Here is a 22,053-nt window from a genome sequence, read left to right as displayed (position 1 = left end):
GGGCCCGCTCCCGAGTTCGTCCGAACTCGGGAGCGGGCCCCTCGTCGTAGGCGCATACCATGAGGCGGAAGAATCCATCCGCACCAGGAGCATGAGTTGTACTTCACCGACCGTGGCATCGAGGAGCTGGAGAAGCGGCGCGGCGAGGAGGAGGTCACCTTCGAGTGGCTCGCCGAGCAGCTCCGCACCTTCGTGGATCTCAACCCCGACTTCGAGGTCCCGGTCGAGCGCCTGGCGACCTGGCTGGCGCGCCTCGACGACGAGGACGAGGACGAGTAGTCACCCGCCGAGCAGGGCGGGGGCCAGCTCCCGCCACTGCGGCAGCGGCAGGGCGGCCGGATCGCCGGTGAGTACCTGTACGCAGACGTGGTCGGCGCCCGCTTCGAGATGCTCCCGCACGCGTGCGTGGAGGGCGTCGCAGTCTCCGTAGGCGACGATCGCGTCGACGAGGCGGCGGCTCGGCCGTCCGCCCGCGATGTCCTCGTCGCCGAACCCCAGGCGTCGTACGTTCGCCGCCTGATGGGGCGCGGCCGTGACGTAGAAGCCGACGTGCCGGGCGGCCACCTCGCGGGCGCGGTCGATGTCCGTGTCGAGGACGACGGCCTGTTCGACGCCGAGGAACGCGTCCGGCCCCATGATCTTGCGGGCCCGCGCGGTGTGCTCGACGGAGACGAAGTACGGGTGGGCTCCCCAGGTGCGCTCGGCGGCCAGCTCCAGCATCTTCGGTCCGAGTGCGGCCAGGACACGGCGCGGGGCGGGGTCGGGGACGGGCCCGTGCGCCGGGGCGGCGTCCATGGAGTCCAGATAGCGGCGCATCGTCGTGAGCGCCTTCCCGCGCGTGGGCACGGGGTAGCCGTCGACCTCGGAGACGGTGTCGTCGACGCGGTGCCCGCCGAGGCCGAGCAGATAGCGCCCGGGGAAGGCTTCGCCGAGCGTGCGCTCGGCGGCGGCGAGGGTCAGGGGCTCCCGGAAGGCGATGTTGGCGATGCCGGACGCCACGACCATGTGCCGCGTGGCGGACAGCAACAGCCAGGCCTGCCCCACGGCATCCCGCCCGAAGGCCTCCCCGTACCAGAGGGCCCCGTACCCCAACTCCTCGATCTCGGCGGCAGCTTCCCGCACCGCCCCCGCGGGATGCCCCTCAAAGGCGAAGGTCCAGACCCCGACGTCACCGAGCCCGCCCTTCTCCAGCACTCCACCCATGCCGCCGCCCCTTCCCCACTTTTCCGGAGAACCTCTCCACTTACCGGCGCACAACAATACGGAGAACCTCTCCGCATAGCTAGCCCCCGGCGCCCCGGGGCGCGAGGATGGCCGGGTGACGAAAACCCAGGAGCGTGGCGAAGGGCCGGCCGACCGCCGGACCGGCACGGGCAGGGCGCCCGGCAAGCGCCGGACGGACGCGAGGTCCACCGAACGCCGGCCCGACGTCGACCAAGCGACGGCTCCCCGGCAGCCCCGCGCGGATGCCCGGCGGAATCGGGAGCGGATCGTCGATGCCGCGCGGGAGGCGTTCGGGGAGGCGGGGCCCGAGGCGTCGCTCAATGAGATCGCCCGGCGCGCGGGGGTCGGACCCGGCACGCTCTACCGGCACTTTCCCCACCGGCCCGCACTCCTGACCGCGGTGCTCCGGGACCGCATCGACACGCTGTGCGGCCGCGCGGAAGAGCTGCTGGGGGCCGACTCCCCCGACGAGGCGCTGGCCGAGTGGCTGCGCGCCTTCCTCGCCCACGCGCGCGTGAACCAGGGCCTCGGCAGCGCCCTGCTGATCGAGGAGCTGGAGCGGCCCGACGCCCTCGGCTTCGACTGCCATCAGCGCATCGAGGACACGGCCCGGCGCCTCCTGGCCCGCGCCCAGCGGTCCGGCTCGGCCCGTTCCGATCTCACCGCCGCCGATCTGGTCCAGCTGGTGGTCGGCATCGCCCTGTCGACGGCACACGCGACCGCGGACCCGGAACAGCCGGACCGCCTCCTCGCCCTGGTCCTGGACGCCGTGCGCCTGCGCTGAGCTCCAGGAGGCACCGCCGCCTCAGTCGCGCGCCCTCATACGGTCGTACGCGAGGCCCACCGCCCCTTGCACCAGCAGCAGCACGGCCGCCGCGGCCCATCCCCCGCTGCGCCTGCGCACCGCCCAGACCGCGAGCGGCAGCCCCGCCGCCACCTGCGCGGCGGCGAGCGCCCGCGCCTTGGGCCCACGCACCCAGGGGCCGAGCGGTCCCTTCTCGACCACGTCGAACTCCGCCCGCACCGCGTCCCGCCACCCGGACCACTCGACCTGGCGCACACCGCGCTGGACCCGGGCCACCTCGCGCAGCCGGTCGGCCGGTTCACCGGGGCCGAGGCCCGGCGGCAGGGCGAGCCCCGTGCGCGTCAGGACGGCGAGGAGACCGAGCATCCTCGCCCGCGCGTCGGCCTCCGTGTCGGGCCGGGCGAGCGCCTCCAGGGACTGCATGTCCAGCACGGGGTCGAGGCCGAGCCGCGCGGCGAACGTCCGCATCGCCTCGTCCTCCCCGACGGGCGTCCCGTTCGCCAGCCATACGTAGCCCACGGTGCGCCGGAAGCCCGCCGCGAGGGTGTACCCGGACCGGTCGGCGTCCCACCACAGGGCGAGCACGGGCCAGCCGGAGCCGACGGCGAGCGCGGTCGCCCACCCGGTGAGCACCCGGTCGACCGGCTCCTCGCCGTGCAGCCAGGGCTTCCCCTCGGGCACGAGCACGCTCCAGCCGGGCCCGGCCTCCACGAGCAGCATCCGCTCGCGGAGCAGTTGGGCCACGGGCTCGACGGAATCGGGCTCGGCCCGGCAGAGCAGCAGCGCACCGGGCGCATCGGGCACGTCACGCACGTCAGGCGAAGAAGCATCGGACGACATGGCCCCACGCTAGGACAGATCGCAGCAATCGGCGCATAAACCCCGACGTGCGGCAGCCCGTCCGAGGGGTTCGTTCCACGATTGTCTTGACTTACGCGATCCGCGATATATCGTGAATGACAGAGACGCGATATGGCGCGTCGCGTCCGACCCGCCAAGGAGGTCAGGTCATGTCAGAGTGGTCCGTCACCGCGCCCCGGAAGCTCACCGTCGACACCCCCGTGACAGCACTCCACGTCCGGATCGTCAGCGGCACGGTGAACGTGGTGGGCACGGACGAAAGTTCCGCCCTCCTGGAGGTCTCCGAGATCGAGGGCCCTCCCCTGACGGTCACCCACGAGGACGGCGTCCTCACCGTCGCCTATGACGACCTGCCTTGGAAGGGCTTCCTGAAGTGGCTCGACCGCAAGGGCTGGCGCCGCAGCGCGGTGGTCTCCCTGGCGGTCCCCGCGGGGACGGACATCGAGGTCGGCGTGGTCGGCGCCGGCGCCGTGGTCTCCGGCATCGAGGGACGCGCGGCGGTCAAGAGCGTCAGCGGCGACGCGACCCTGCTCGGCCTCGCGGGCCCGGTCCGCGCGGACAGCGTCTCGGGGAACGTGGAGGCGCAGGGCGTCACCGGCGGCCTGAAGTTCAACTCGGTGTCCGGCAACCTCACCGTCGTCGAGGCCGCGGGCTCCTCCGTCCGGGCCGAGTCGGTGAGCGGCTCGATGATCGTGGACCTCGACCCGGCGGGCCGCCCGACGGACGTCGCCCTGACGAGCGTCTCCGGCGAGATCGCCATCCGCCTGCCGCACCCCGCGGACGCGGAGGTCGAGGTGGACACCGCGAGCGGCGCGGTGTCGAACGCCTTCGAGGACCTGCGGGTGGGCGGCCAGTGGGGGGCCAAGCGGATCACGGGCAGGCTGGGCTCGGGCACGGGAAAGCTCAAGGCGACGACGGTCACGGGGTCCATCGCGCTCCTGCGGAGGCCGCCGATGGAGGAAGATCCATACGGTGACGTCCCCTTGGACGTCGCCTCGGCGGACACCGCCGAAACCGCCCCTCCGGCGGACACCCCACCGGCGGACGCCGAGTCCGCCGACGCCGCCACCGCCCCGGCCGACGCCCCCGCGCCGACCGATGGCCCGACCGACAAGAAGGTGCTCTGAGATGCCCCCCGTGTTCGCCCACGGCCGCCTGCGCCTGTACCTGCTCAAGCTGCTCGACGAGGCCCCGCGCCACGGCTATGAAGTGATCCGCCTCCTCGAAGAACGCTTCCAAGGGCTGTACGCACCTTCGGCGGGCACCGTCTACCCCCGCCTCGCGAAGCTGGAGGCCGAGGGCCTGGTCACGCACACCACCGAGGGCGGCAGGAAGGTCTACGCCATCACGGACGCCGGCCGCGCCGAACTGGCCGACCGCAGCGGCGAGCTGGCCGACCTGGAGCTGGAGATCCGCGAGTCGGTCGCCGAGCTGGCCGCCGAGATCCGTGACGGCGTCCAGGGTGCGGCGGGCGAGCTGCGCCGCGAGATGCGGGCGGCGGCCAGGGAGGCACGCGCCTCGGGCGGCACGGGCAGGGCGGGCACCGACAGGGCCTACCCCGACCCGGCCGACTTCTTCGACGGCGCCTGGGGCGACAAGGAGGGCTGGCGCCAGGCGAAGGAGGAGTTCAAGCGGGCCAAGCAGGAGTGGAAGGAGCAGGCGCGGCGCGCGAAGGACGAGAGCCGCCGCGCACGCGAGGAGGCACAGCGGGCCCGCCGCCAGGCCAAGGACGCCCAGGAGCAGGCGCGGGCCCAGGCCCAGGAAGAGGTCCAGCGCATCGCGCGGCGCGTACAGGAGCAGGTCCAGGACCACTTCACGCGGGGTGACTGGCCGACGGGCGTGCGGGAGGGTCTTACCGAACTGGCCAAGGAGTTCGGCGAGTTCGGCAAGGACTTCGGCAAGACGTTCGGCTCGTGGCCCGAGTCGGGAGGCGGGGCCGGACCGGACACGGCAGCCGAGCGCGGCAGCCGCGGCACGACCGGGACAAAGGGCGCCCCGACCTCCAAGGACACGGGAGACGCGCCCCCGCCCTCTGAAGCCACGGGAGCCACCTCGCCCCCTGGAGCCGCCTCGCCTCCGGGAGCCTCTCAAGCGGCGGGCACCGGGCCCCAGTTCAGCGCCGCCCCCGAGGATCTCCCCGTGGAGCACGCCCCGGTGTGGGCCCACGAGGACTCGACGGGGAACCCCGCCCGCGACCTGGACCGCCTCCTGGACCGCTTCCGCGACGACATCCGTGACGCCGCCCGCGATCACGGCGTGACGGAGGACCAACTGCGCGACGCCCGCCGCCACTTGTCCCAAGCCGCGGCCCACATCGGCGCCGCACTCCGCACACCCCAGGCCTGACACCCGCCCCAAGGCCTGCCACCCACGTGCCGCGGCCACCGTGCCCCCACCCGACCGGAGGGGGGCACGCGCGCCGCGCCACGAGGCGACACTCCGAGCGCCGCGCCAGTCACACCCGCCGCCACGCGCCGCAGGCGGCGGCCCGCATCGGCGCCGTGCCGCGCACACCCCAGGCCTGACACCCGCCCCGAAGCCTGCCACCCACGTGCAGCGGCGACCATGCCCCACCCGACCGGGGGCACGCGCGCCGCGTCTCAGGGTGTCTGCGCGAAGAGGAGCCGCTCCAGTTCCGCGTACGTCACTCCGTGGTCCGCGAGGACCTCGGAGACCACGCCGGGCCGGACGGTGAGCGCCAGGAGCATGTGCTGTCCGCCGATGGTCCGGTCGCGGCGTGCGCTCGCGATCCGCAGGGACTTCGTCAGGACCTCCTTGGCGTCCCGCGTGAAGGGCAGATGGCCGATCCGGCCCATCAGGCCCCTGCGCTCCCTGCCCGCACCACCCTCCCCGGCGGCGCCCGAACCGGCCAGCACCCCGGCCCCGTGCGCCTCTTCGACCCGGGAGACGATCTCGTCGACGTCGATGCCGAGAGCGGCGAGGGCCTCGGACTCGGCCTGGGAGAGGCCGCCCCTGCGCCGCGCCTCGGCGAGGGCCCGCTCGATGGACGCACGCCGGTCCGCGGCCCCCAGCGCCGTCAGCGCGAAGGCGGCACGGCTGCCTGCCCCCTGGTCGAGCTGTGCGAGCAGGGAGAGCAGCAGATGGCCGTCGTCGACCGACGCGGCCCCCGCCCGCCCCGCCTGCTCGACCGCGCCCTCGACCACGGCGCGGGCATCCTCGGTGAACCGCTCGAACATCACTGCCTCCCGTACTTCTTGTGCACGGCCTGCCTGCTCACTCCGAGCTCCGCGGCGATCTCCTGCCACGACCAGCCCTGCAGGCGCGCGCTGCGCACCTGCACGGCCTCCAACTGCTCCACCAGCTTCCGCAGCGCGGTCACGGCCCGCAGCCCGATCCGTGGGTCGCGATCACCCGCGCGCTCGGCGAGATCCGTTGCTTCGGTCATACATGTCAACCTAGGTTGACATGCCGCTCATGTCAACCACAGTTGACATGAGCGGCATGGCGAAGGCGGACATGCGGGAGGGGCGGCAGCCCCTTCGGCCGCCGCCCCTCCCGTCCCGTACGAAGCCGCTCAGACCTCCAGCACGATCTTGCCGAACTGCTCGCCCGACTCCAGCCGCTCGAAGCCCTCGCGCGCCCGGTCCAGGGGCAGCACCTCGTCGACCACCGGACGCACGCCCGTGGCCGCGCAGAAGGCCAGCAGGTCCTCCAGCTCGTCCTTGGTGCCCATGGTGGAGCCGACGACCTTCAGCTCCAGGAAGAAGATCCGGGTGAGTTCGGCGTGCGAAGGCCGGTCACCGCTGGTCGCCCCCGAGATGACCAGAGTGCCGCCCGGCTTCAGCGACTTGACCGAGTGCGACCAGGTAGCCGCGCCCACCGTCTCGATGACGGCGTCCACCCGCTGCGGAAGCCGCGCCCCCGCCTCGACCGCCTCCACGGCGCCCAGTTCGAGCGCCCGCTTCCGCTTGGCCTCGTCCCGGCTCGTGGCGAAGACCCGCAGGCCCGCCGCCTTGCCGAGCACGATCGCGGCCGTGGCGACACCGCCGCCCGCGCCCTGCACGAGGACCGAATCCCCGGGCCGCACACCGGCGTTGGTGAAGAGCATGCGGTACGCGGTCAGCCACGCGGTCGGCAGGCAGGCCGCCTCCGCGAAGGACAGCTCCTTCGGCTTGGGCAGCACGTTCCAGGTGGGGACCGCGACACTCTCGGCGAACGTCCCCTGGTACTCCTCCGTCAGGATGGAGCGGCCCTCACGAGGCCCGACGCCGTGCCCCGACTGCCCGACGACGGAGTGGAGGACCACCTCGTTCCCGTCCTCGTCGATCCCCGCGGCATCACAGCCGAGGATCATCGGCAGCTTGTCCTCGGCCAGGCCGACCCCGCGCAGCGACCACAGATCGTGGTGGTTGAGGGAGGCGGCCCTGACCTTCACGGTCGACCAGCCGGGGCGGACCTCGGGAGCGGGTCGCTCCCCCAACTCGAGGCCGTTGAGCGGCTGGTCACGGTCGATACGGGCGGCGTAGGCAGCGAACATGAGCCGACCCTAGGCGCGATGCGGGCCCGCGCGGAACCACGTACGCCTGTGACACGCGCCGCTGCCGGGCGGCCTCCGCACGCGCGCGCCCCCTGCCGCGCCGGCGAGGCACGACAGGGGGCGCGGTACACACCGGTGGACGGCGTCAGCGGCGGGCGACGCCCTCCGCACGGGCCGCGGCGGCGACCGCCGCGGTCACGGCCGGGGCGACCCGCTCGTCGAACGGCGACGGAATCACGTACTCGGCGGAGAGCTCGTCCCCGACCACGTCCGCGAGCGCGTTGGCGGCCGCGATCTTCATGCCCTCGGTGATCCGGGAGGCCCGCACCTGCAGCGCCCCCGCGAAGATGCCGGGGAACGCGAGCACGTTGTTGATCTGGTTCGGGAAGTCCGAACGGCCGGTCGCCACCACGGCCGCGTACTTGTGCGCGACGTCCGGGTGGACCTCGGGGTTCGGGTTGGCCATGGCGAACACGAAGGAGTTCGGCGCCATGGAGGCGACCGCAGGCTCGGGAACGGTGCCGCCCGAGACGCCGATGAACACATCGGCCCCGGACAGCGCGGCCTCCAGCGAGCCGCTGAGCCCGGCCTTGTTGGTGATCTCGGCGAGCTCGCGCTTGACCGGGGTGAGGTCGTCCCGGTCACGGCTCACGACGCCCTTGCGGTCCGCGACCGCCACGTCGCCGAGCCCCGCCTCCAGGAGGAACTTGGCGATGGCGACACCGGCCGCGCCCGCGCCCGAGATGACGGCCCGCAGGTCGCCGAGCGTGCGCCCGGTCAGCTTCGCCGCGTTCCGCAGCGCCGCCAGCGTCACGACGGCCGTGCCGTGCTGGTCGTCGTGGAAGACGGGAATGTCGAGCCGCTCCTGGAGCTTGCGCTCGATCTCGAAGCACCGGGGCGCCGAGATGTCCTCGAGGTTCACGCCGCCGAAGGACGGGGCGAGCCGCACCACGGTCTCGACGATCTCGTCGGCGTCCGTCGTCGCGAGCGCGATCGGCACCGCGTCCACGCCGCCGAACTGCTTGAACAGAATCGCCTTGCCCTCCATGACGGGGAGGGAGGCCTCGGCGCCGATGTCCCCGAGACCGAGCACCGCGGTCCCGTCGGTCACCACGGCGACGACATTGGATTTCCACGTGTAGTCGTGGACGAGTTCCGGCTGCTCGGCGATCGCGCTGCACACTTTCGCGACGCCGGGCGTGTACGCCAGGGACAGGTCGTCCTTGTCGCGGACCGGCACGGTGGCCTGCACGGCCATCTTGCCGCCACGGTGCAGCGCGAAGGCCGGATCGAAGGGCTCCTCCGCGCCTTCGTGATCCGTACTGCTGTCGCTGCGAGGATTGACGATCTCCGCTGCCACTTGTCTGACCCCTTAAGTCTTATTCATTCGTTGAGGGTGTCCACTCCCGGTTGAGAAGTGGGCGGGCACCGCGTCCGTTCTCCGCCTGTCGGCGGAGGGAGGTACGGACACGCGGGCGCGCCGCACACGCGCCCTGGGCCCCGGATGAGGGGTGTAAAGAGCCTTTCTACCGGAAGGCGGCGGGCACGGGCGAGTGACATTGGTTGCAGCGTCCCCGGCAGACGTCCCCGGAGGCCGGGCCGAAGGCCCCTGAGCGCGATCGGGCACCGCCCCAATCAACAGATGTCCGAATTCTCCGGATAGAGCCCTCAAGCGGTCCACAATGCGAGATCGACTGGAAATCGATCGGTTAACGCCGATTCGCTCAAGTCCCGTTCCACCCTTGCTGTACCGGGCTGTTGGGTTTCGAGGCACTCCCGTTATCCGATTTTGACATCTCGAGCACCCAGAATCGGACGGTCCGAATGGCAAGATGCCGTCATCACACGAGGTCGCGACACCCGAAGGTGTGTGCACGACTCATCGGCAACTCCCTCATCCGCCGGAGGACCCACCATGACCGCCAGCTCCCTTTGTCGTAAGACCGCCGCCAAGTCCGTGAAGTCCCGGATTGTCGCGGTCGGCGCGATCGCGGTCGCCGGCTCGCTGCTGCTGACCGGCTGCGGCGACCAGACCAAGGACAAGGGGAGCGACTCGGTCGGCAACGCGCCGCTCGCCGACAAGCTGCCCAAGGACATCCGCGACAAGGGCGTCATCAAGGTCGGCTCCGACATCGCCTACCCGCCGGTCGAGTTCAAGGACAAGGACGGCAAGACCGTCGGCATCGACCCGGACCTGGGCGCGGCGCTCGGCAAGCAGCTCGGCGTGGAGTTCCAGTTCGAGAACGGCACCTTCGACACCCTCCTCGGCGGTCTGCGCTCCAAGCGCTACCAGGTCGCCATGTCGGCCATGACCGACACCAAGAACCGCCAGGAGGGCATCGACGAGGACACCGGCAAGAAGGTCGGCACCGGCGTCGACTTCATCGACTACTTCACGGCAGGCGTCTCGATCTACACCAAGAAGGGCGACGACCAGTCCATCAAGACCTGGGCCGACCTCTGCGGCAAGAAGATCGTCGTCCAGCGCGGCACCGTCTCGCACGACTTGGCCAAGTCCGAGTCGAAGAAGTGCAAGGACGGCAAGAAGATCGCGATCGAGCAGTTCGACAACGACCAGCAGGCCCAGACCCGACTGCGCTCCGGCGGCGCGGACGCGGGTTCGTCCGACTTCCCCGTCGCCGCGTACGCGGTGAAGACGTCGGGCGGCGGCAAGGACTTCGAGCTGGTCGGCGAGCAGGTCGAGGCGGCCCCGTACGGCATCGCGGTCTCCAAGAACAACCCCGAGCTGCGCGACGCGATCAAGGCCGCGCTCGACGCGATCATCAAGAACGGCGAGTACGAGAAGATCATCAAGAAGTGGGGCGTCGAGGACGGCGCGGTCGAGGAAGCCAAGGTCAACGGCGGCAAGTGACCGCGTCCCTCCTAGTCGCTGAAAGGGCACTCCCGTGACCCCTGACATCTCCAAGAAGGGCCCCGAGGACGACGTCCCGACGGCCCGCCCCGCGGAGGCCATCAAGGCCATCCCGGTCCGGCACTTCGGCCGCTACGTCGCCGCCGTCCTCGCGATCGGCGTGCTCGCCTCGATCGTGTACGCCTTCTCGCAGGGTGACATCAACTGGGGCGCGATCCCCGACAACTTCTTCGACGAGCGCATCCTCAGGGGCGTCCGCGAGACGCTGATCCTCACCTTCCTCTCGATGCTCATCGGCGTCGTCGGCGGTGTGATCCTGTCCGTGATGCGCCTGTCGAAGAACCCGGTGACGTCGTCGATCGCCTGGTTCTACATCTGGTTCTTCCGCGGTACGCCGGTCCTGGTCCAGCTCTTCGTCTGGTTCAACCTCGGCTTCGTCTTCGACTACATCAACCTCGGTCCCGTCTACAAGGACGAGTGGTCGGACTTCATGACGCCGTTCCTGACGGCGCTGCTCGGCCTCGGTCTCAACGAGGCGGCGTACATGGCGGAGATCTGCCGCGCCGGTCTGCTCTCGGTCGACGAGGGCCAGACCGAGGCGTCGCACGCGCTCGGCATGAGCCACAACAAGACGCTGCGCCGCGTGGTGCTCCCGCAGGCGATGCGCGTGATCGTGCCGCCGACGGGCAACGAAGTCATCAACATGCTCAAGACGACCTCGCTCGTCGCGGCCGTCCAGTACTACGAGCTCCTCAAGTACGCCCAGGACATCGGCACCTCGTCGGGCGCGACGGTGGAGACGCTGCTGCTCGCCGCCGCCTGGTACCTGATCATGACGTCGATCCTCAGCGTCGGTCAGTTCTACCTGGAGCGGTACTACGCGCGCGGCTCGTCCCGCTCCCTGCCGCCCACTCCGTTCCAGAAGATCAAGGCCAACGTGCTCTCGCTGAGCAACCGCGGCGCGGGAGGTGTGCGCTGATGACCGCCATGGTGAAGGCCGAGGGCGTCCACAAGTCCTTCGGCAACGTAGAGGTCCTCAAGGGCATCGACCTGGAGGTGGCGAGCGGGGAGGTCTTCTGCCTGATCGGCCCGTCCGGCTCCGGCAAGTCGACGTTCCTGCGCTGCATCAACCACCTGGAGAAGATCAACGCCGGTCGGCTCTACGTCGACGGCGACCTGGTCGGCTACCGGCAGAAGGGCGACAAGCTCTACGAGCTCAAGGACAGCGAAGTCGCCATGAAGCGCCGGGACATCGGCATGGTCTTCCAGCGCTTCAACCTCTTCCCGCACATGACGGCGCTGGAGAACGTCATGGAGGCGCCGGTCCAGGTCAAGGGAATCCCCAAGACCCAGGCCCGCGAGCGCGCCGGCCAGCTCCTGGAGCGGGTGGGCCTCGCCGACAAGGCGAGCAGCTACCCCTCGCAGCTCTCCGGCGGCCAGCAGCAGCGCGTGGCGATCGCCCGCGCGCTGGCGATGGATCCGAAGCTGATGCTGTTCGACGAGCCGACGTCGGCGCTCGACCCCGAGCTGGTGGGCGACGTGCTCGACGTCATGCGTGACCTCGCGGAGTCCGGCATGACGATGATCGTCGTCACCCACGAGATGGGCTTCGCGCGCGAGGTCGGCGACAGCCTCGTCTTCATGGACGGCGGCGTGGTCGTCGAGTCGGGCCACCCGCGGGAGGTCCTGACGAACCCGCAGCACGAGCGGACGCAGTCGTTCTTGTCCAAGGTTCTTTAGCGGTGCTTCGCGCCCCGTAAGGGGCGCGGGGAACTGCGCGAGCAACCACGGCGCGCCCGCACCCGAAGAACGACGGGAAGGGGCGGTACGGATCTCGATCCGTACCGCCCCTTCGACCTTGCTACTTCAGGCCCAGGACCACCGCGTCCGCAGGCGAGGCCCACACGGTCCGGGCCTCGCCGAACCCCGCGTCCCGAAGGGTCCGCGCATGCCACTCCGCCGACGGCATGTCGCCGTCCGCATGGTCGCCGTAGATCTCGAAGCGCCTGGCCGTGGGCTCGGCCAGGACCGGGTCGCCCGCGGCGAGCTGCCACCACTCCTTCCAGTCCAGGACGCCCTCGGCCTTGGCGCGGTCCATCGCGCGGTGCCGGTACGCGCTCTCGGCGGCGTTCAGGCGCGGCGTCGCCGGGTCGGGCATGTGGTCGGCGTTCATGAAGACGCCGCCGTCACGGACGAGTCCGGCGACCTGGCCGTAGAGCGCGGCGAGCGGCCCGCTGTGCAGCCAGTGCAGGGCGGTGGCGGTGAGCACGGCGTCGTACGAGTCGTGCGGCAGCGCGGCCGTCCACTCGGGGTCCTTCAGGTCGGCGGTGACGAAGGTGACCCGGTCGTCGCCGGCGAAGGTGCCCTCGGCGATGGCCAGCAGCGCGGGGTCGAGGTCCACGCCGACGCTGGTGGCGTCCGGGAACCTCTTGAGGAGGCGGTCCGTAATACTTCCCGTACCGCACGCCAGATCGAGCACGCGCGGCGCGGGGCCGACCACGGCCTCGACCATGTCGAGCATGATCCGGAACCGCTCCTCGCGGTCGGGCAGGTACCACTGCTGCTGGCGGTCCCAACTGTCCTGCCAGGCACGCCAGTCGGTGCCGAGCTTCGCCGCGTTCTCGGCCCCGGTCCCCGTTTCCGTCATCAGAACCCCTCCACTCCGTAATACCCTGGTACCGCGATCGGCTATTACCGGCCGACGAGACGACCATAACCCGCACCCGTAAGGACTACAAGTGGAACTGGCCCATTACTCGGACTTCGCCGTGCGCCTGGTCAACACAGAGGAGCCGGGCCGCAACAAGGACACGCTGACGTCGGTCGAGGTGGTCCGCGAGCTGTTCGGACCGAGCACGCAGATGGCCCGCCGCGCGACCGACTCCGACCTCACGCGCTTCCGTTCGGTACGGGCCAGGCTCAGGGCCGTCTTCGAGGCGGCGGACGGCGGCGACGAGACGCTCGCGGTCGACCTGCTGAACTCACTGCTCCTGGAGTTCCCGGTCAGCCCGCAGATCTCCGGCCACGACCACCGCGACGACGACGGCCGCCCGCTGTGGCACATGCACCTGGCGGACCACTCCTCGAACGCCACCGCCGGGTACGCCGCGATCGCCGCGATGGGCCTCGCCTTCCACCTCACCGAGCACGGCGTGGACCGCCTGGGCCTGTGCGAGGCGGCGCCGTGCCGCAACGCCTACCTCGATACGTCCACGAACCGCTCCCGGCGCTACTGCTCGGACCGCTGCGCGACCCGCGCCAACGTCGCCGCCTACCGCGCCCGCAAGCGCCAGGAGACGGAGCGCTCGGCGAGCACCGGCCGCACGGCTCCCAGCGCCCAGCGCGCCAGCGCGAACGGCGAACGCCGGTCGGGCGCGGGCGGCCGGTAGCGGAACCTCACCTTCCCGAGGACGAGTTCCTCGGGGACGACGCCGTAGTCCGTGCTGTCCCCGCCCGCGAACGCGTTGTCGCCGAGCACCCACCAGCCGCCCTCGCGGCGCTCCTTGGCCCGCTTGACGACCAACAGGTCCTGCTGGAAGGGATGGCGCAGAACCACCACATCCCCCGGGCGCACCCGCGCGCCCCAGCGGACCAGCAGCCGGTCCCCGTGGAACAGCGTGGGCACCATCGAAGGGCCGGTCACCTCCGCCGCGCCCCACGGCACGATGGCCCTTCCTCGCTCGGACTCCTGCGACAGCTCCGGCATCACCGGCACCTCCCCGGTCCTATCCTCCACGAGTCCCAGTCTGACCCTGGACTTTTGTCCTAAGCCCATGGGGGCACTCGCGAAATCACGTCTCTCACGGAGTAATGTCCCACCTGAGAAGACGATCACGAGGAGGACAGCAACATGCTTTCCCGCCTGTTTGCCCCCAAGGTGAAGGTCAGCGCCCACTGCGACCTGCCCTGCGGTGTGTACGACCCGGCCCAGGCCCGCATCGAGGCGGAGTCGGTCAAGGCCGTGCAGGAGAAGATGGCCGCCAACGACGACGCGCACTTCCAGGCGCGCGCCGTGGTCATCAAGGAGCAGCGCGCCGAGCTCGCCAAGCACCACGTCTCGGTGCTGTGGAGCGACTACTTCAAGCCCCCGCACTTCGAGAAGTACCCGGAGCTGCACCAGCTGGTCAACGACACCCTCAAGGCCCTCTCGGCCGCGAAGGCGTCGACCGACCCGGCCACGGGCCAGAAGGCGCTCGACTACATCGCCCAGATCGACAAGATCTTCTGGGAGACCAAGAAGGCCTGATCCAGGCTGCTTCGCGACGATCTGCGATCGGTGCACCATCGCAGGTCGGCGGGCATTTCGAAGGGGCTCGGCCGGTGATCCGGCCGGGCCCCTTCGGCGTCCGGCGCGGGCCTGTCGGTCGCGAAGTCGCCTTCCGCGGCTGTGAGCGCACCGGACTCCTGGAGCAGAATGGTTCTGCCAACTGCGCACAGGAGTACGGATGGTCAGGCTGCGAGGGAGGGCTCACAGCAATGCCGGAGAACTCGAAGATCCTCGTCGTCGACGACCATGAGGACACGTTGTTCGCCTTGGAGAGCGCGCTGGCCCCTCTCCACTGCGAGGTGATCCGCGCGACCAGCGGCGAGCAGGCGCTCAAGGAGATCCTGCGCGGCGATGTCGGGCTCATGCTGCTCGACCTGCGCATGCCCGGCGTCAGCGGTCTGGACGTGGTGCGCTACACCCGCCGTCTGGAGCAGACGCAGTACATCCCCATCATCCTGCTGACCGGCTTCGGGGTGAACCGCGAGGTGTCCGTCGCCGCCTTCCAGCTCGGCGTGGCCGACGTCGTCATGAAACCGATAGACCCCCTTCCCCTGTGCACCAAGGTGCGCTATCTCCACAGCACCTACCAGCAGTTACGGGCGTTGCGGCAGGAAGTGCACGACCTGAAGGCCAAGGTGGCGGCCATGGACGCGTCCGGGGCCCGTCCTTCAGCGTTTCCGGGGCCTGGCCAGGCCAAGGTCGTAGGCGAGGATGGTGGCCTGGACCCGGTCGCGTAGCCCCAACTTGCCCAGCAGGGCGTTGACATGGGACTTCACCGTGCCGGTCGTGACGCCGAGGGCGTCGGCGATCTCCGCGTTCGTGTGGCCCGCCGCGACCAGGGTCAGGACCTCGCGTTCGCGGGGTGTGAGGGACTCCAGGAGCGCGGGATCCGGCGCGGGGGCCGTGCCGGCGAAGGCGTCGATCAGGCGGCGGGTGACGGTGGGGGCGAGCATGGCCTCGCCCGAGGCCACGATGCGGATGCCGGCCAGGAGTTCCTCGGGCTGCGCGTCCTTGAGCAGGAAGCCGGAGGCGCCCGCGCGCAGGGCGTCGTGTACGTAGGCGTCCTGGTCGAAGGTGGTCAGGACCAGGACGCGCGGAGCCGACGCCGGGTCCGCGGTCAGCAGCCGCGTCGCCGTCAGGCCGTCCATGCCGGGCATGCGGATGTCCATCAGGACGACGTCCGGGGCGAGTTCGGCCCCCAGCTGGACCGCACGGGCCCCGTCCTCCGCCTCGGCCACCACCTGGAGGTCCGGCTCCGCATCGACGATCGCCGCGAACCCGGCACGGACGACGGCCTGGTCGTCGACAACCATCACTCGGATGGTTCCAGCACTTCCCGGGACGGGGATGGGCTCGGCAGTGATGGCGGTGCCTCCTTCGGGGGCTTGTGGGGGGTTGGGGGCTCGTGGGAGGTCGGGGGCTTGTGGAAGGTCGGCGGCTCGTGGGGGGACGGGGGCTCGGTGGCTCCCGGGCGCGGGTCGCGTACGTTACCCGGGCCCGTGACCTCTCTCAGCGCGGCCAGCAGGTCCCGCATCGCCGACAGGGCCGCCCTCGCCTCGGTCGCGACGGCCTTCAGGTCGCCTTCTTCCGCTCGGACGACCACCGCGTTCGCGTGGCGCAGGACCTCGCCGCGCAGTTCCGCGGCGATGCGGCGGCGCTCCTCGTACGCCTCGGCGACCGCCGCCCACACCGTGGCCGTGAGCGCATGGCCTTCGATGGCCTTGACGCGCTCGTGCCGCGCCCGTAGCACCGCTCCCAGTCCCCAGACCGCGGACATCGGCACCATGTACGCCATTCCCAGGAGGACGGCCAGGAAGAGCAGGAAGGCGAAGCCTGCGTCGCCCTTGAGGTCCGCCATGCCGTGCGCCGCCGCGAGGGCGAGCGAGGTCAGGGTGAGGCCGAGGGCGCCCACCCCCATCGCCGTCCATGTCACGCCCGCGGGCCCCGCGAACGCCGCCACCGCGTACACCGCCACGCACTCCGCGACGCCGCCAGCCAGCACGAGGCCGAGCGCCACGTCCGTCGACAGCAGCCCGAAGGCGAGGGCGAGGGGCGCGAGCCAGGCCGACGCGAGGACCGCGCACAGGACCACCCAGGGCGCCCGGCGCCGCCACAGCAGCGGCAGCGCGTGCGCGACGGCGGGGACACAGGCAAGGGCGGTCTCGCCGGGGCTCTCCACGAGGATCGCGAAGATCGGGAGCACGGCGACGGCCAGGGCGACCGCCACGTCCGACAGGTCCACGGAGCGCAGGGCCCGGTGGCGCGCCGCGCGGTGCCGCAGGGTCGGCACGGTGGCGCGCGGCAGCCGTGCGCGCACGGACCAGCCGGGGCCGTCCGCGCGCGGCCCCGCGTCCAGGCCGCCGTCCAGTGCCGTGGCCCGCTCCCGCATGCCGGCCGTGCCGCGCCCCGAGCCGAGCCGCTGCCGGGCGGCGCCTTCCGCGGACTGACCCGAAGCGGCCGCCGAAGCGCCGGTGCCTCCGGCCGCCCCGTCGTCCTCGACCGTCAGGTGCACCGTGCCGTCCGGGTCCGTGGACCGGAGCCGGACGCGGACCGAGGCCCCGGGGGCGTACCGCAGCGCGTTCGTGAGGGCCTCGCGCACGATACCGAAGGCCGCGTCGGCCACCGGGCCCGTGAGCGCCGCGAGGTCCGGTGCCACGTCCACGGCGGGGCGCAGGCCCAGGCGCGCGAAGCCCGCGGCCAGTTCGTCGACGCGTTCCTCCAGGGCGCTCTCCTCGTCCGCCGCGGACGTCCGCATCATCGCCACCAGGCGGTCGAGTGCCGCCAGGGTCTCGCGGCCGCTGTCCGCCGCGAACCGGAGCGCCTGAGGGGTCAGCTCGGGCTTGCGGTCGGCGAGCCGCAGGGCCATGTCCGCGGTGACGACCACCGAGGTGAGGTGGTGGGCGCTGACGTCGTGCAGTTCGCGGGCGAGCCGCCGGCGTTCCGTGGTGGCGGCCCGTCCGCGGTCGGACTCCGCCCGCGCCAGGTCGCGCGCGGCGGCCAGACGTCCGTCGAGCCAGCCGCGGCGGCTGCGGCCGAGGCCCACGACGGTCAGGCAGATCGCGGCGTTCACCAGGCTCTCGCTGCCGGCCTCGACCGCAGGGTCGAGCAGCACTGCCGAGCGGACCGTCCCGGCGAGGACCACGACGGAGCCGATGAGGGCGGCCGTCCGCCCCGGGCGGCGCACCGCCACCGAGTACAGCGCGACCAGCTCGCCCAGCGCGTGCAGCAGCGTCGCGCCCTCCGGGAGGAGCAGGCCGATGAGCAGAGCGGTCTCGACGGTGAGCGCGGCGGCGACGGGACGGCTGCGGCGCAGGGAGAGCCCGACGGTGATCACGACCGCGATGGCGAGCCCCGCCGTCAGCTGGGCCGCGCCGAGGTCGCCCTCCCGCACCGCGCGTCCCGGCCAGTAGGCCAGCTGCGCCATCGCCAGCAGCAGGGGCAGCAGCCAGTTCCGTATCCGCTCCATATCGGCCTCGATGATACGGAGGAGTACGGCTGTGGCGCCGGGGCGAGCACCCGGGCCGAGTCCTGGACCGGGGGCCCGACCGGAGGCACGGCTCTATCTCTGGTTGGAGTGCCCGATCGTACGGACGGCCGACGCCCCGGCGCCCTGCCGCCGGGATGCTGGAGCCATGACCTCGACGCCCCACCAGGCCTGCCCGGCCCCCGGTCCGTACGCGTACGCGCCCCGTCCCCCGCATGCCCCCCGGCCCCCGTACGCCGCGCCGCCCCTCCCCTACCACCGCCTCGCCCTCTCCACCGGAACGCACCGCTGGTGGCGTCCCCTGGCCGGGACCGGCCTGGTGCTCGCCGGCGCCCTCGCCGTGACGATGGTCGTGCTGTGCGCCGCGGAGACAGCGGGCGCGTTCCTGGACCGCCCCGTCGACAAGGACGGGTTCCGCGTCTGGGGCGGCATCGCGGAGACGGGACAGGCCCTGCTGTCGCTCGCCCTGGTCACCCCCGTGGTGTTCCTCGCCGCGCGGTGGGCGCAGCGGCGTCCGGCGGGTTCCGTTTCATCGGTGACCGGAGGGCTGCGGTGGCACTGGCTCGGGCGGTGCATGGCGGTCGGGCTTCCGCTGGTCGTCGTGTCCCTGGGGATCATGCTCCTGCTGCCCGAGGCGGGGGACGGCGCCGGGGAGGACGTGCGGTGGGCCGGGCTCCCCGACTTCCTGCTCGGCCTCGCGATGGTGTGCGTGCTCGTGCCGTTCCAGGCGTCGGCCGAGGAGTACGTGTTCCGGGGCTGGCTCACCCAGGCGGTCGGCGCCTGGTGCCGCGCGCCGTGGGTGGCGATCGTGCCGCAGGCCCTGCTGTTCGCCTCGGCCCACGGGTGGGGCACGGTGTGGGGCTTCACGGACCTGGTGGTGTTCGGCCTGGTCGCGGGCGTCCTGACGATCCGTACCGGTGGCCTTGAGGCCGCGATCGGCCTCCATGTCCTCAACAACCTGCTGGCGATGGGCGCGTCGGCGGCGATCGCCGGCGCCCTGTCCTCCGACGAGACGGCCGCCGACATGAACTGGATGGCGGCGGCCGTCGACGCGGTGGCGGTCTGCGCGTACGCGGGGGTCGTGCTGTGGCTGGCGGGCCGGCGCCGAATCGTGTCGGTGAGCGAGGGCGGAGTGCCTGGCGGGGCGCCTGGCGGGGGTGACGCCTCGGGTGGGGGCGGCGGTGCGCCCGGCTGGGGCGGCGCGCCCGGCTGGGGCACGGCACCCGGCTGGGGCACGGCACCCGGCGCGGCAGGCGTCGCCACAAGCGACAGCGCAAGCGACAGCTCAGTCAGCAGCGCAGACGCGGGAGTCGGGCGATGAGCACCCTGGAGGCGGCGCACGCCCCCGCACGGGCGGAAGCTTCGGCGACGCGCTCCCTGGTGCGGCGAGGTGTCGCGGAGATGCTGCTCGCCCATGGCGTGTGGCTGCTCTACAGGTGGCTACTGCGCGGCTGGGACGAGGTTCCGGTGAACGCGAGGACCGTGCTGACCGCGCTCACCGCGGTCGCGGTGTGGGTCGCAGCCGCCGGCTTCCTGCGCGGTCGCGCGGACCGCCGGTCACGACGCGTGGCCCTCGCTGCCGCGGCCGTCGCGGCGACGGCGGTCGTGGCGGTCGTCGTCGTACGCCCCGGCGCCGCGCTCGGCCACGAAGCCTCGACGCCCGCCCTGAGCGCCCTGGTCCTGACGGTCGCCGCGGGCCTCGGGCTGTGGGTGCGGCACGCGGAGTCCCGCCGGACCGGCGGGGCCCGTACCCGGACTTGATCACTTGTCCCCGGACTTAATCACTTGCGGCGTCCGCGCCCCGGCTGCTGCACTGGCGGCAGCCGGCGCACGCCCGGCGGAGTCGACGAAGGAGAAGGAAATGCGGCGTTCGTGCATGTCCCGCACCGAAGAAATCCCCACCTCTTCAAAGGACATGACGGTACGTGCATTCATCTGCTCCGCACACCCTGAACCTGGGCATTCTGGCCCACATCGACGCCGGTAAGACCAGCCTGACCGAGCGGCTCCTGCACGCCGCCGGTGTCATCGACGAGGTGGGCCGCGTCGACGACGGCAGCACCCGGACCGACTCGCTCGCCCTGGAACGGCAGCGCGGCATCACCATCAAGTCCGCGGTCGTCTCCTTCGTCATCGACGCCACCGAGGACGCAGACGAGGGCGAAGGCGAAGGCGTCACGGTCAATCTCATCGACACCCCCGGCCACCCGGACTTCATCGCCGAGGTGGAGCGGGTCCTCAGCGTGCTCGACGGCGCCGTGCTCGTGATCTCCGCCGTGGAGGGCGTCCAGGCGCAGACCCGCGTCCTGCTGCGCACGCTGCGTCGCCTGCGCATCCCGACGCTGATCTTCGTGAACAAGGCCGACCGCCGCGGCGCGCGCCACGACGGCGTCCTGAAGCACATCGCCGAGCGGCTGACCCCGGACATCGTCCCGATGGGCACGGTCCCCGGCATCGGCACGCGCGACGCCCGCTTCGTTCCGTTCGCCGCCGGGGACAGCCGTTTCGTCACCCCTCTCACCGAACTGCTCGCCGGGCACGACGACACGATCCTCTCCGCGTACGTCGAGGACGCGGCGTCCCTCTCGTACGACCGTCTCCGTGCCGCACTGGCCGAGCAGACCCGCCGCGCGGTGGTGCACCCGGTGTTCTTCGGATCGGCGATGACGGGCGTGGGCGTCCGCGAACTGACCGACGGCATCAGGGAGTTGCTGCCGTCATCCGTCGGCGGCGCCGAAGAGCCGGTCTCCGGCAGCGTGTTCAAGGTCGAGCGCGGCGCCGCCGGGGAGAAGGTCGCGTACGTACGCATGTTCTCCGGCACGGTCCGCACACGCGACCGCGTGGACATCGGCACCGGACACGACGGCGACGGCGGGGCCGCCCGCGCGGGCAAGGTCACCTCCGTCGACGTCTTCGACCGCGGCACGGACGTACGCCGCGCCGAGGTCCGCGCGGGGCAGATCGGCAAGCTCCGGGGGCTCGGCGACATCCGTATCGGCGATGTGATCGGCGTACCCCGCAAGGGAGTTGACCCCAGTGGGCACTTCTTCGCGCCGCCGACCCTGGAGACCGTCGTCGCCCCGCTGCGCCCCGCCGACCGCGGCGCGCTGCACGTCGCGCTCACCCAGCTCGCCGAGCAGGACCCGCTGATCGACCTGCGGCAGGACGAGATCCGCCAGGAGGTGTCGGTCTCGCTCTACGGGGAGGTGCAGAAGGAGGTCATCCAGGCGACGCTCGCCGAGGACTTCGGGCTCGACGTCTCCTTCAGGGAGACCACGACGATCTGCGTGGAGCGGGTCGTCGGCACGGGCTCGGCCTTCGAGATCATCGACAAGGACCCCAATCCGTTCCTCGCCACGGTCGGGCTGCGGGTGGAGCCCGCGCCGGTCGGCGCCGGTGTGGAGTTCCGGCTCGGCGTCGAGCTCGGTTCGATGCCGTACGCGTTCTTCCGCGCGGTCGAGGAGACTGTCGAGGAGACGCTGCAGCAGGGCATTCACGGCTGGCGCATCCCGGACTGCACGGTCACGATGACGCACTCCGGGTACTGGCCGCGGCAGAGCCACGCGCACGGCACGTTCGACAAGAGCATGTCGAGCACGGCCGGCGACTTCCGCAACCTGACGCCGCTGGTCCTGATGGACGCGCTGCGCCGCGCGGGCACGGCGGTGCACGAGCCCATGCACCGCTTCCGGCTCGACGTGCCCGCCGACACGTTCGGGGCGGTACTGCCCGCCCTCACACGGCTGCGGGCCGTGCCGCACACGCCGACGACGAGCGGAGCGTCGTACCTGCTGGAAGGGGACATCCCGGCGAAGCAGGTGCACACGCTGGAGCAGATGCTGCCCGGACTCACGCGCGGCGAGGGCGAGTTGGAGACCGCCTTCGACCACTACGAGCCGGTGCGCGGCGGCACGGTCCCGACGCGCGAGCGGACGGACAACGACCCGCTCCACCGCAAGGACTATCTGCTGCGGGTGGTGCGCAGGACGGACGGCGGGGGAAGCGGGAGGGGCAAGGGGCGGGAGGGCGCCGGTGTCTGACG

24 protein-coding genes are annotated in these 22,053 nt (G+C 71.8%); 13 read left to right on the top strand and 11 right to left on the bottom strand.

Annotation, left to right across the window (positions count from 1 at the left end):
• Positions 1 to 96 precede the first annotated feature (96 nt).
• Complete coding sequence (locus AB0B50_RS11180) at positions 97 to 279, top strand: DUF6104 family protein (protein WP_003961784.1); 183 nt, start codon at positions 97 to 99, stop codon at positions 277 to 279.
• Here AB0B50_RS11180 and AB0B50_RS11175 read toward each other — a convergent pair whose 3' ends face one another.
• Positions 280 to 1,203 (bottom strand): TIGR03620 family F420-dependent LLM class oxidoreductase, encoded by a 924-nt coding sequence (locus tag AB0B50_RS11175; RefSeq protein WP_362328686.1) that lies wholly within the window; start codon positions 1,201 to 1,203, stop codon positions 280 to 282. It abuts the gene before it with no gap.
• 286 nt (positions 1,204 to 1,489) lie between these two features.
• Between AB0B50_RS11175 and AB0B50_RS11170 the strand changes: the two genes are divergently transcribed.
• Positions 1,490 to 2,008, top strand: coding sequence for a TetR family transcriptional regulator (locus AB0B50_RS11170; RefSeq protein WP_362329168.1), 519 nt, complete (start codon positions 1,490 to 1,492; stop codon positions 2,006 to 2,008).
• A gap of 21 nt (positions 2,009 to 2,029) precedes the next feature.
• Here the strand turns inward: AB0B50_RS11170 and AB0B50_RS11165 are convergent, their stop codons facing one another.
• A complete protein-coding gene (locus AB0B50_RS11165; RefSeq protein ID WP_362328684.1) occupies positions 2,030 to 2,869 on the bottom strand; it encodes a hypothetical protein in 840 nt (279 codons plus the stop codon).
• Between the two features lie 170 nt (positions 2,870 to 3,039).
• On the opposite strand from AB0B50_RS11165, the gene AB0B50_RS11160 reads away from it, so the two are divergent.
• Both AB0B50_RS11160 and AB0B50_RS11155 read left to right on the top strand, forming a co-directional pair.
• Positions 3,040 to 4,017: a DUF4097 family beta strand repeat-containing protein gene (locus AB0B50_RS11160; RefSeq protein WP_362328682.1), complete on the top strand. Its 978-nt coding sequence runs from the start codon at positions 3,040 to 3,042 to the stop codon at positions 4,015 to 4,017.
• Between the two features lies 1 nt (position 4,018).
• Complete coding sequence (locus AB0B50_RS11155) at positions 4,019 to 5,236, top strand: helix-turn-helix transcriptional regulator (RefSeq protein WP_362328680.1); 1,218 nt, start codon at positions 4,019 to 4,021, stop codon at positions 5,234 to 5,236.
• Positions 5,237 to 5,490: 254 nt separating this feature from the next.
• Here the strand turns inward: AB0B50_RS11155 and AB0B50_RS11150 are convergent, their stop codons facing one another.
• The 4 genes from AB0B50_RS11150 to AB0B50_RS11135 form a co-directional block, all read right to left on the bottom strand.
• Positions 5,491 to 6,087 carry a Clp protease N-terminal domain-containing protein gene (locus AB0B50_RS11150; protein ID WP_362328678.1) on the bottom strand — a complete coding sequence of 199 codons (597 nt, stop codon included), beginning with the start codon at positions 6,085 to 6,087 and terminating at the stop codon, positions 5,491 to 5,493.
• Positions 6,087 to 6,296: a sigma factor-like helix-turn-helix DNA-binding protein gene (locus tag AB0B50_RS11145; RefSeq protein ID WP_355802881.1), complete on the bottom strand. Its 210-nt coding sequence runs from the start codon at positions 6,294 to 6,296 to the stop codon at positions 6,087 to 6,089. Before AB0B50_RS11145 ends, AB0B50_RS11150 begins: the two co-directional genes overlap by 1 nt.
• Before the next feature lie 129 nt (positions 6,297 to 6,425).
• Positions 6,426 to 7,388 (bottom strand): zinc-binding dehydrogenase, encoded by a 963-nt coding sequence (locus AB0B50_RS11140; RefSeq protein WP_362328676.1) that lies wholly within the window; start codon positions 7,386 to 7,388, stop codon positions 6,426 to 6,428.
• Positions 7,389 to 7,533: 145 nt separating this feature from the next.
• Complete coding sequence (locus tag AB0B50_RS11135; RefSeq protein WP_362328674.1) at positions 7,534 to 8,748, bottom strand: NADP-dependent malic enzyme; 1,215 nt, start codon at positions 8,746 to 8,748, stop codon at positions 7,534 to 7,536.
• Positions 8,749 to 9,303: 555 nt separating this feature from the next.
• Between AB0B50_RS11135 and AB0B50_RS11130 the strand changes: the two genes are divergently transcribed.
• Genes AB0B50_RS11130 through AB0B50_RS11120 form a run of 3 tightly spaced genes read left to right on the top strand, consistent with a single transcriptional unit; the run spans position 9,304 to position 12,000 of the window.
• A complete protein-coding gene (locus AB0B50_RS11130) occupies positions 9,304 to 10,260 on the top strand; it encodes an ABC transporter substrate-binding protein (RefSeq protein ID WP_362328672.1) in 957 nt (318 codons plus the stop codon).
• 34 nt (positions 10,261 to 10,294) lie between these two features.
• Complete coding sequence (locus tag AB0B50_RS11125; RefSeq protein ID WP_362328670.1) at positions 10,295 to 11,239, top strand: amino acid ABC transporter permease; 945 nt, start codon at positions 10,295 to 10,297, stop codon at positions 11,237 to 11,239.
• Complete coding sequence (locus AB0B50_RS11120; RefSeq protein WP_362328668.1) at positions 11,239 to 12,000, top strand: amino acid ABC transporter ATP-binding protein; 762 nt, start codon at positions 11,239 to 11,241, stop codon at positions 11,998 to 12,000. The genes AB0B50_RS11125 and AB0B50_RS11120 overlap by 1 nt, the downstream gene beginning before the upstream one ends.
• Positions 12,001 to 12,121: 121 nt before the next feature.
• Here the strand turns inward: AB0B50_RS11120 and AB0B50_RS11115 are convergent, their stop codons facing one another.
• Positions 12,122 to 12,907, bottom strand: coding sequence for a methyltransferase domain-containing protein (locus tag AB0B50_RS11115; RefSeq protein WP_362328666.1), 786 nt, complete (start codon positions 12,905 to 12,907; stop codon positions 12,122 to 12,124).
• A 91-nt stretch (positions 12,908 to 12,998) separates the two neighbouring features.
• Between AB0B50_RS11115 and AB0B50_RS11110 the strand changes: the two genes are divergently transcribed.
• Positions 12,999 to 13,649: a CGNR zinc finger domain-containing protein gene (locus tag AB0B50_RS11110; protein WP_362328664.1), complete on the top strand. Its 651-nt coding sequence runs from the start codon at positions 12,999 to 13,001 to the stop codon at positions 13,647 to 13,649.
• Here the strand turns inward: AB0B50_RS11110 and sodX are convergent.
• A complete protein-coding gene (sodX, locus tag AB0B50_RS11105) occupies positions 13,532 to 13,966 on the bottom strand; it encodes a nickel-type superoxide dismutase maturation protease (protein ID WP_362329166.1) in 435 nt (144 codons plus the stop codon). The genes AB0B50_RS11110 and sodX overlap by 118 nt on opposite strands.
• A gap of 144 nt (positions 13,967 to 14,110) precedes the next feature.
• Here sodX and sodN point away from each other — a divergent pair, with 144 nt between their 5' ends.
• Both sodN and AB0B50_RS11095 read left to right on the top strand, forming a co-directional pair.
• Complete coding sequence (gene sodN, locus AB0B50_RS11100; protein WP_187811750.1) at positions 14,111 to 14,506, top strand: superoxide dismutase, Ni; 396 nt, start codon at positions 14,111 to 14,113, stop codon at positions 14,504 to 14,506.
• A gap of 230 nt (positions 14,507 to 14,736) precedes the next feature.
• The gene (locus AB0B50_RS11095; RefSeq protein WP_362328662.1) at positions 14,737 to 15,264 is read left to right on the top strand and encodes a response regulator; all 528 of its coding nucleotides are present in this window, start codon (positions 14,737 to 14,739) and stop codon (positions 15,262 to 15,264) included.
• On the opposite strand, the gene AB0B50_RS11090 is transcribed toward AB0B50_RS11095, so the two are convergent.
• Complete coding sequence (locus tag AB0B50_RS11090; RefSeq protein ID WP_362328660.1) at positions 15,196 to 15,840, bottom strand: response regulator transcription factor; 645 nt, start codon at positions 15,838 to 15,840, stop codon at positions 15,196 to 15,198. The two genes, AB0B50_RS11095 and AB0B50_RS11090, sit on opposite strands and share 69 nt — an antisense overlap.
• The gene (locus AB0B50_RS11085) at positions 15,840 to 17,993 is read right to left on the bottom strand and encodes a histidine kinase (protein ID WP_362328658.1); all 2,154 of its coding nucleotides are present in this window, start codon (positions 17,991 to 17,993) and stop codon (positions 15,840 to 15,842) included. The genes AB0B50_RS11090 and AB0B50_RS11085 overlap by 1 nt, the downstream gene beginning before the upstream one ends.
• 166 nt (positions 17,994 to 18,159) lie before the next feature.
• On the opposite strand from AB0B50_RS11085, the gene AB0B50_RS11080 reads away from it, so the two are divergent.
• Positions 18,160 to 19,332 carry a CPBP family intramembrane glutamic endopeptidase gene (locus tag AB0B50_RS11080; RefSeq protein ID WP_362328656.1) on the top strand — a complete coding sequence of 391 codons (1,173 nt, stop codon included), beginning with the start codon at positions 18,160 to 18,162 and terminating at the stop codon, positions 19,330 to 19,332.
• The gene (locus AB0B50_RS11075; protein ID WP_362328654.1) at positions 19,329 to 19,772 is read left to right on the top strand and encodes a hypothetical protein; all 444 of its coding nucleotides are present in this window, start codon (positions 19,329 to 19,331) and stop codon (positions 19,770 to 19,772) included. The genes AB0B50_RS11080 and AB0B50_RS11075 overlap by 4 nt, the downstream gene beginning before the upstream one ends.
• On the opposite strand, the gene AB0B50_RS11070 is transcribed toward AB0B50_RS11075, so the two are convergent.
• Positions 19,773 to 19,946 (bottom strand): hypothetical protein, encoded by a 174-nt coding sequence (locus AB0B50_RS11070; protein ID WP_362328652.1) that lies wholly within the window; start codon positions 19,944 to 19,946, stop codon positions 19,773 to 19,775. It abuts the gene before it with no gap.
• Here AB0B50_RS11070 and AB0B50_RS11065 point away from each other — a divergent pair.
• Positions 19,937 to 22,051, top strand: a complete 2,115-nt coding sequence (locus AB0B50_RS11065) for a translation factor GTPase family protein (protein ID WP_362328651.1) — start codon at positions 19,937 to 19,939, stop codon at positions 22,049 to 22,051. The genes AB0B50_RS11070 and AB0B50_RS11065 overlap by 10 nt on opposite strands.
• Positions 22,052 to 22,053 lie beyond the last annotated feature (2 nt).

The organism is Streptomyces sp. NPDC041068 (assembly GCF_040647455.1).
GTDB lineage: Bacteria > Actinomycetota > Actinomycetes > Streptomycetales > Streptomycetaceae > Streptomyces.
Note: the sequence above shows the minus strand (reverse complement) of the source record. Positions and strands in the feature narration are given on the sequence as shown.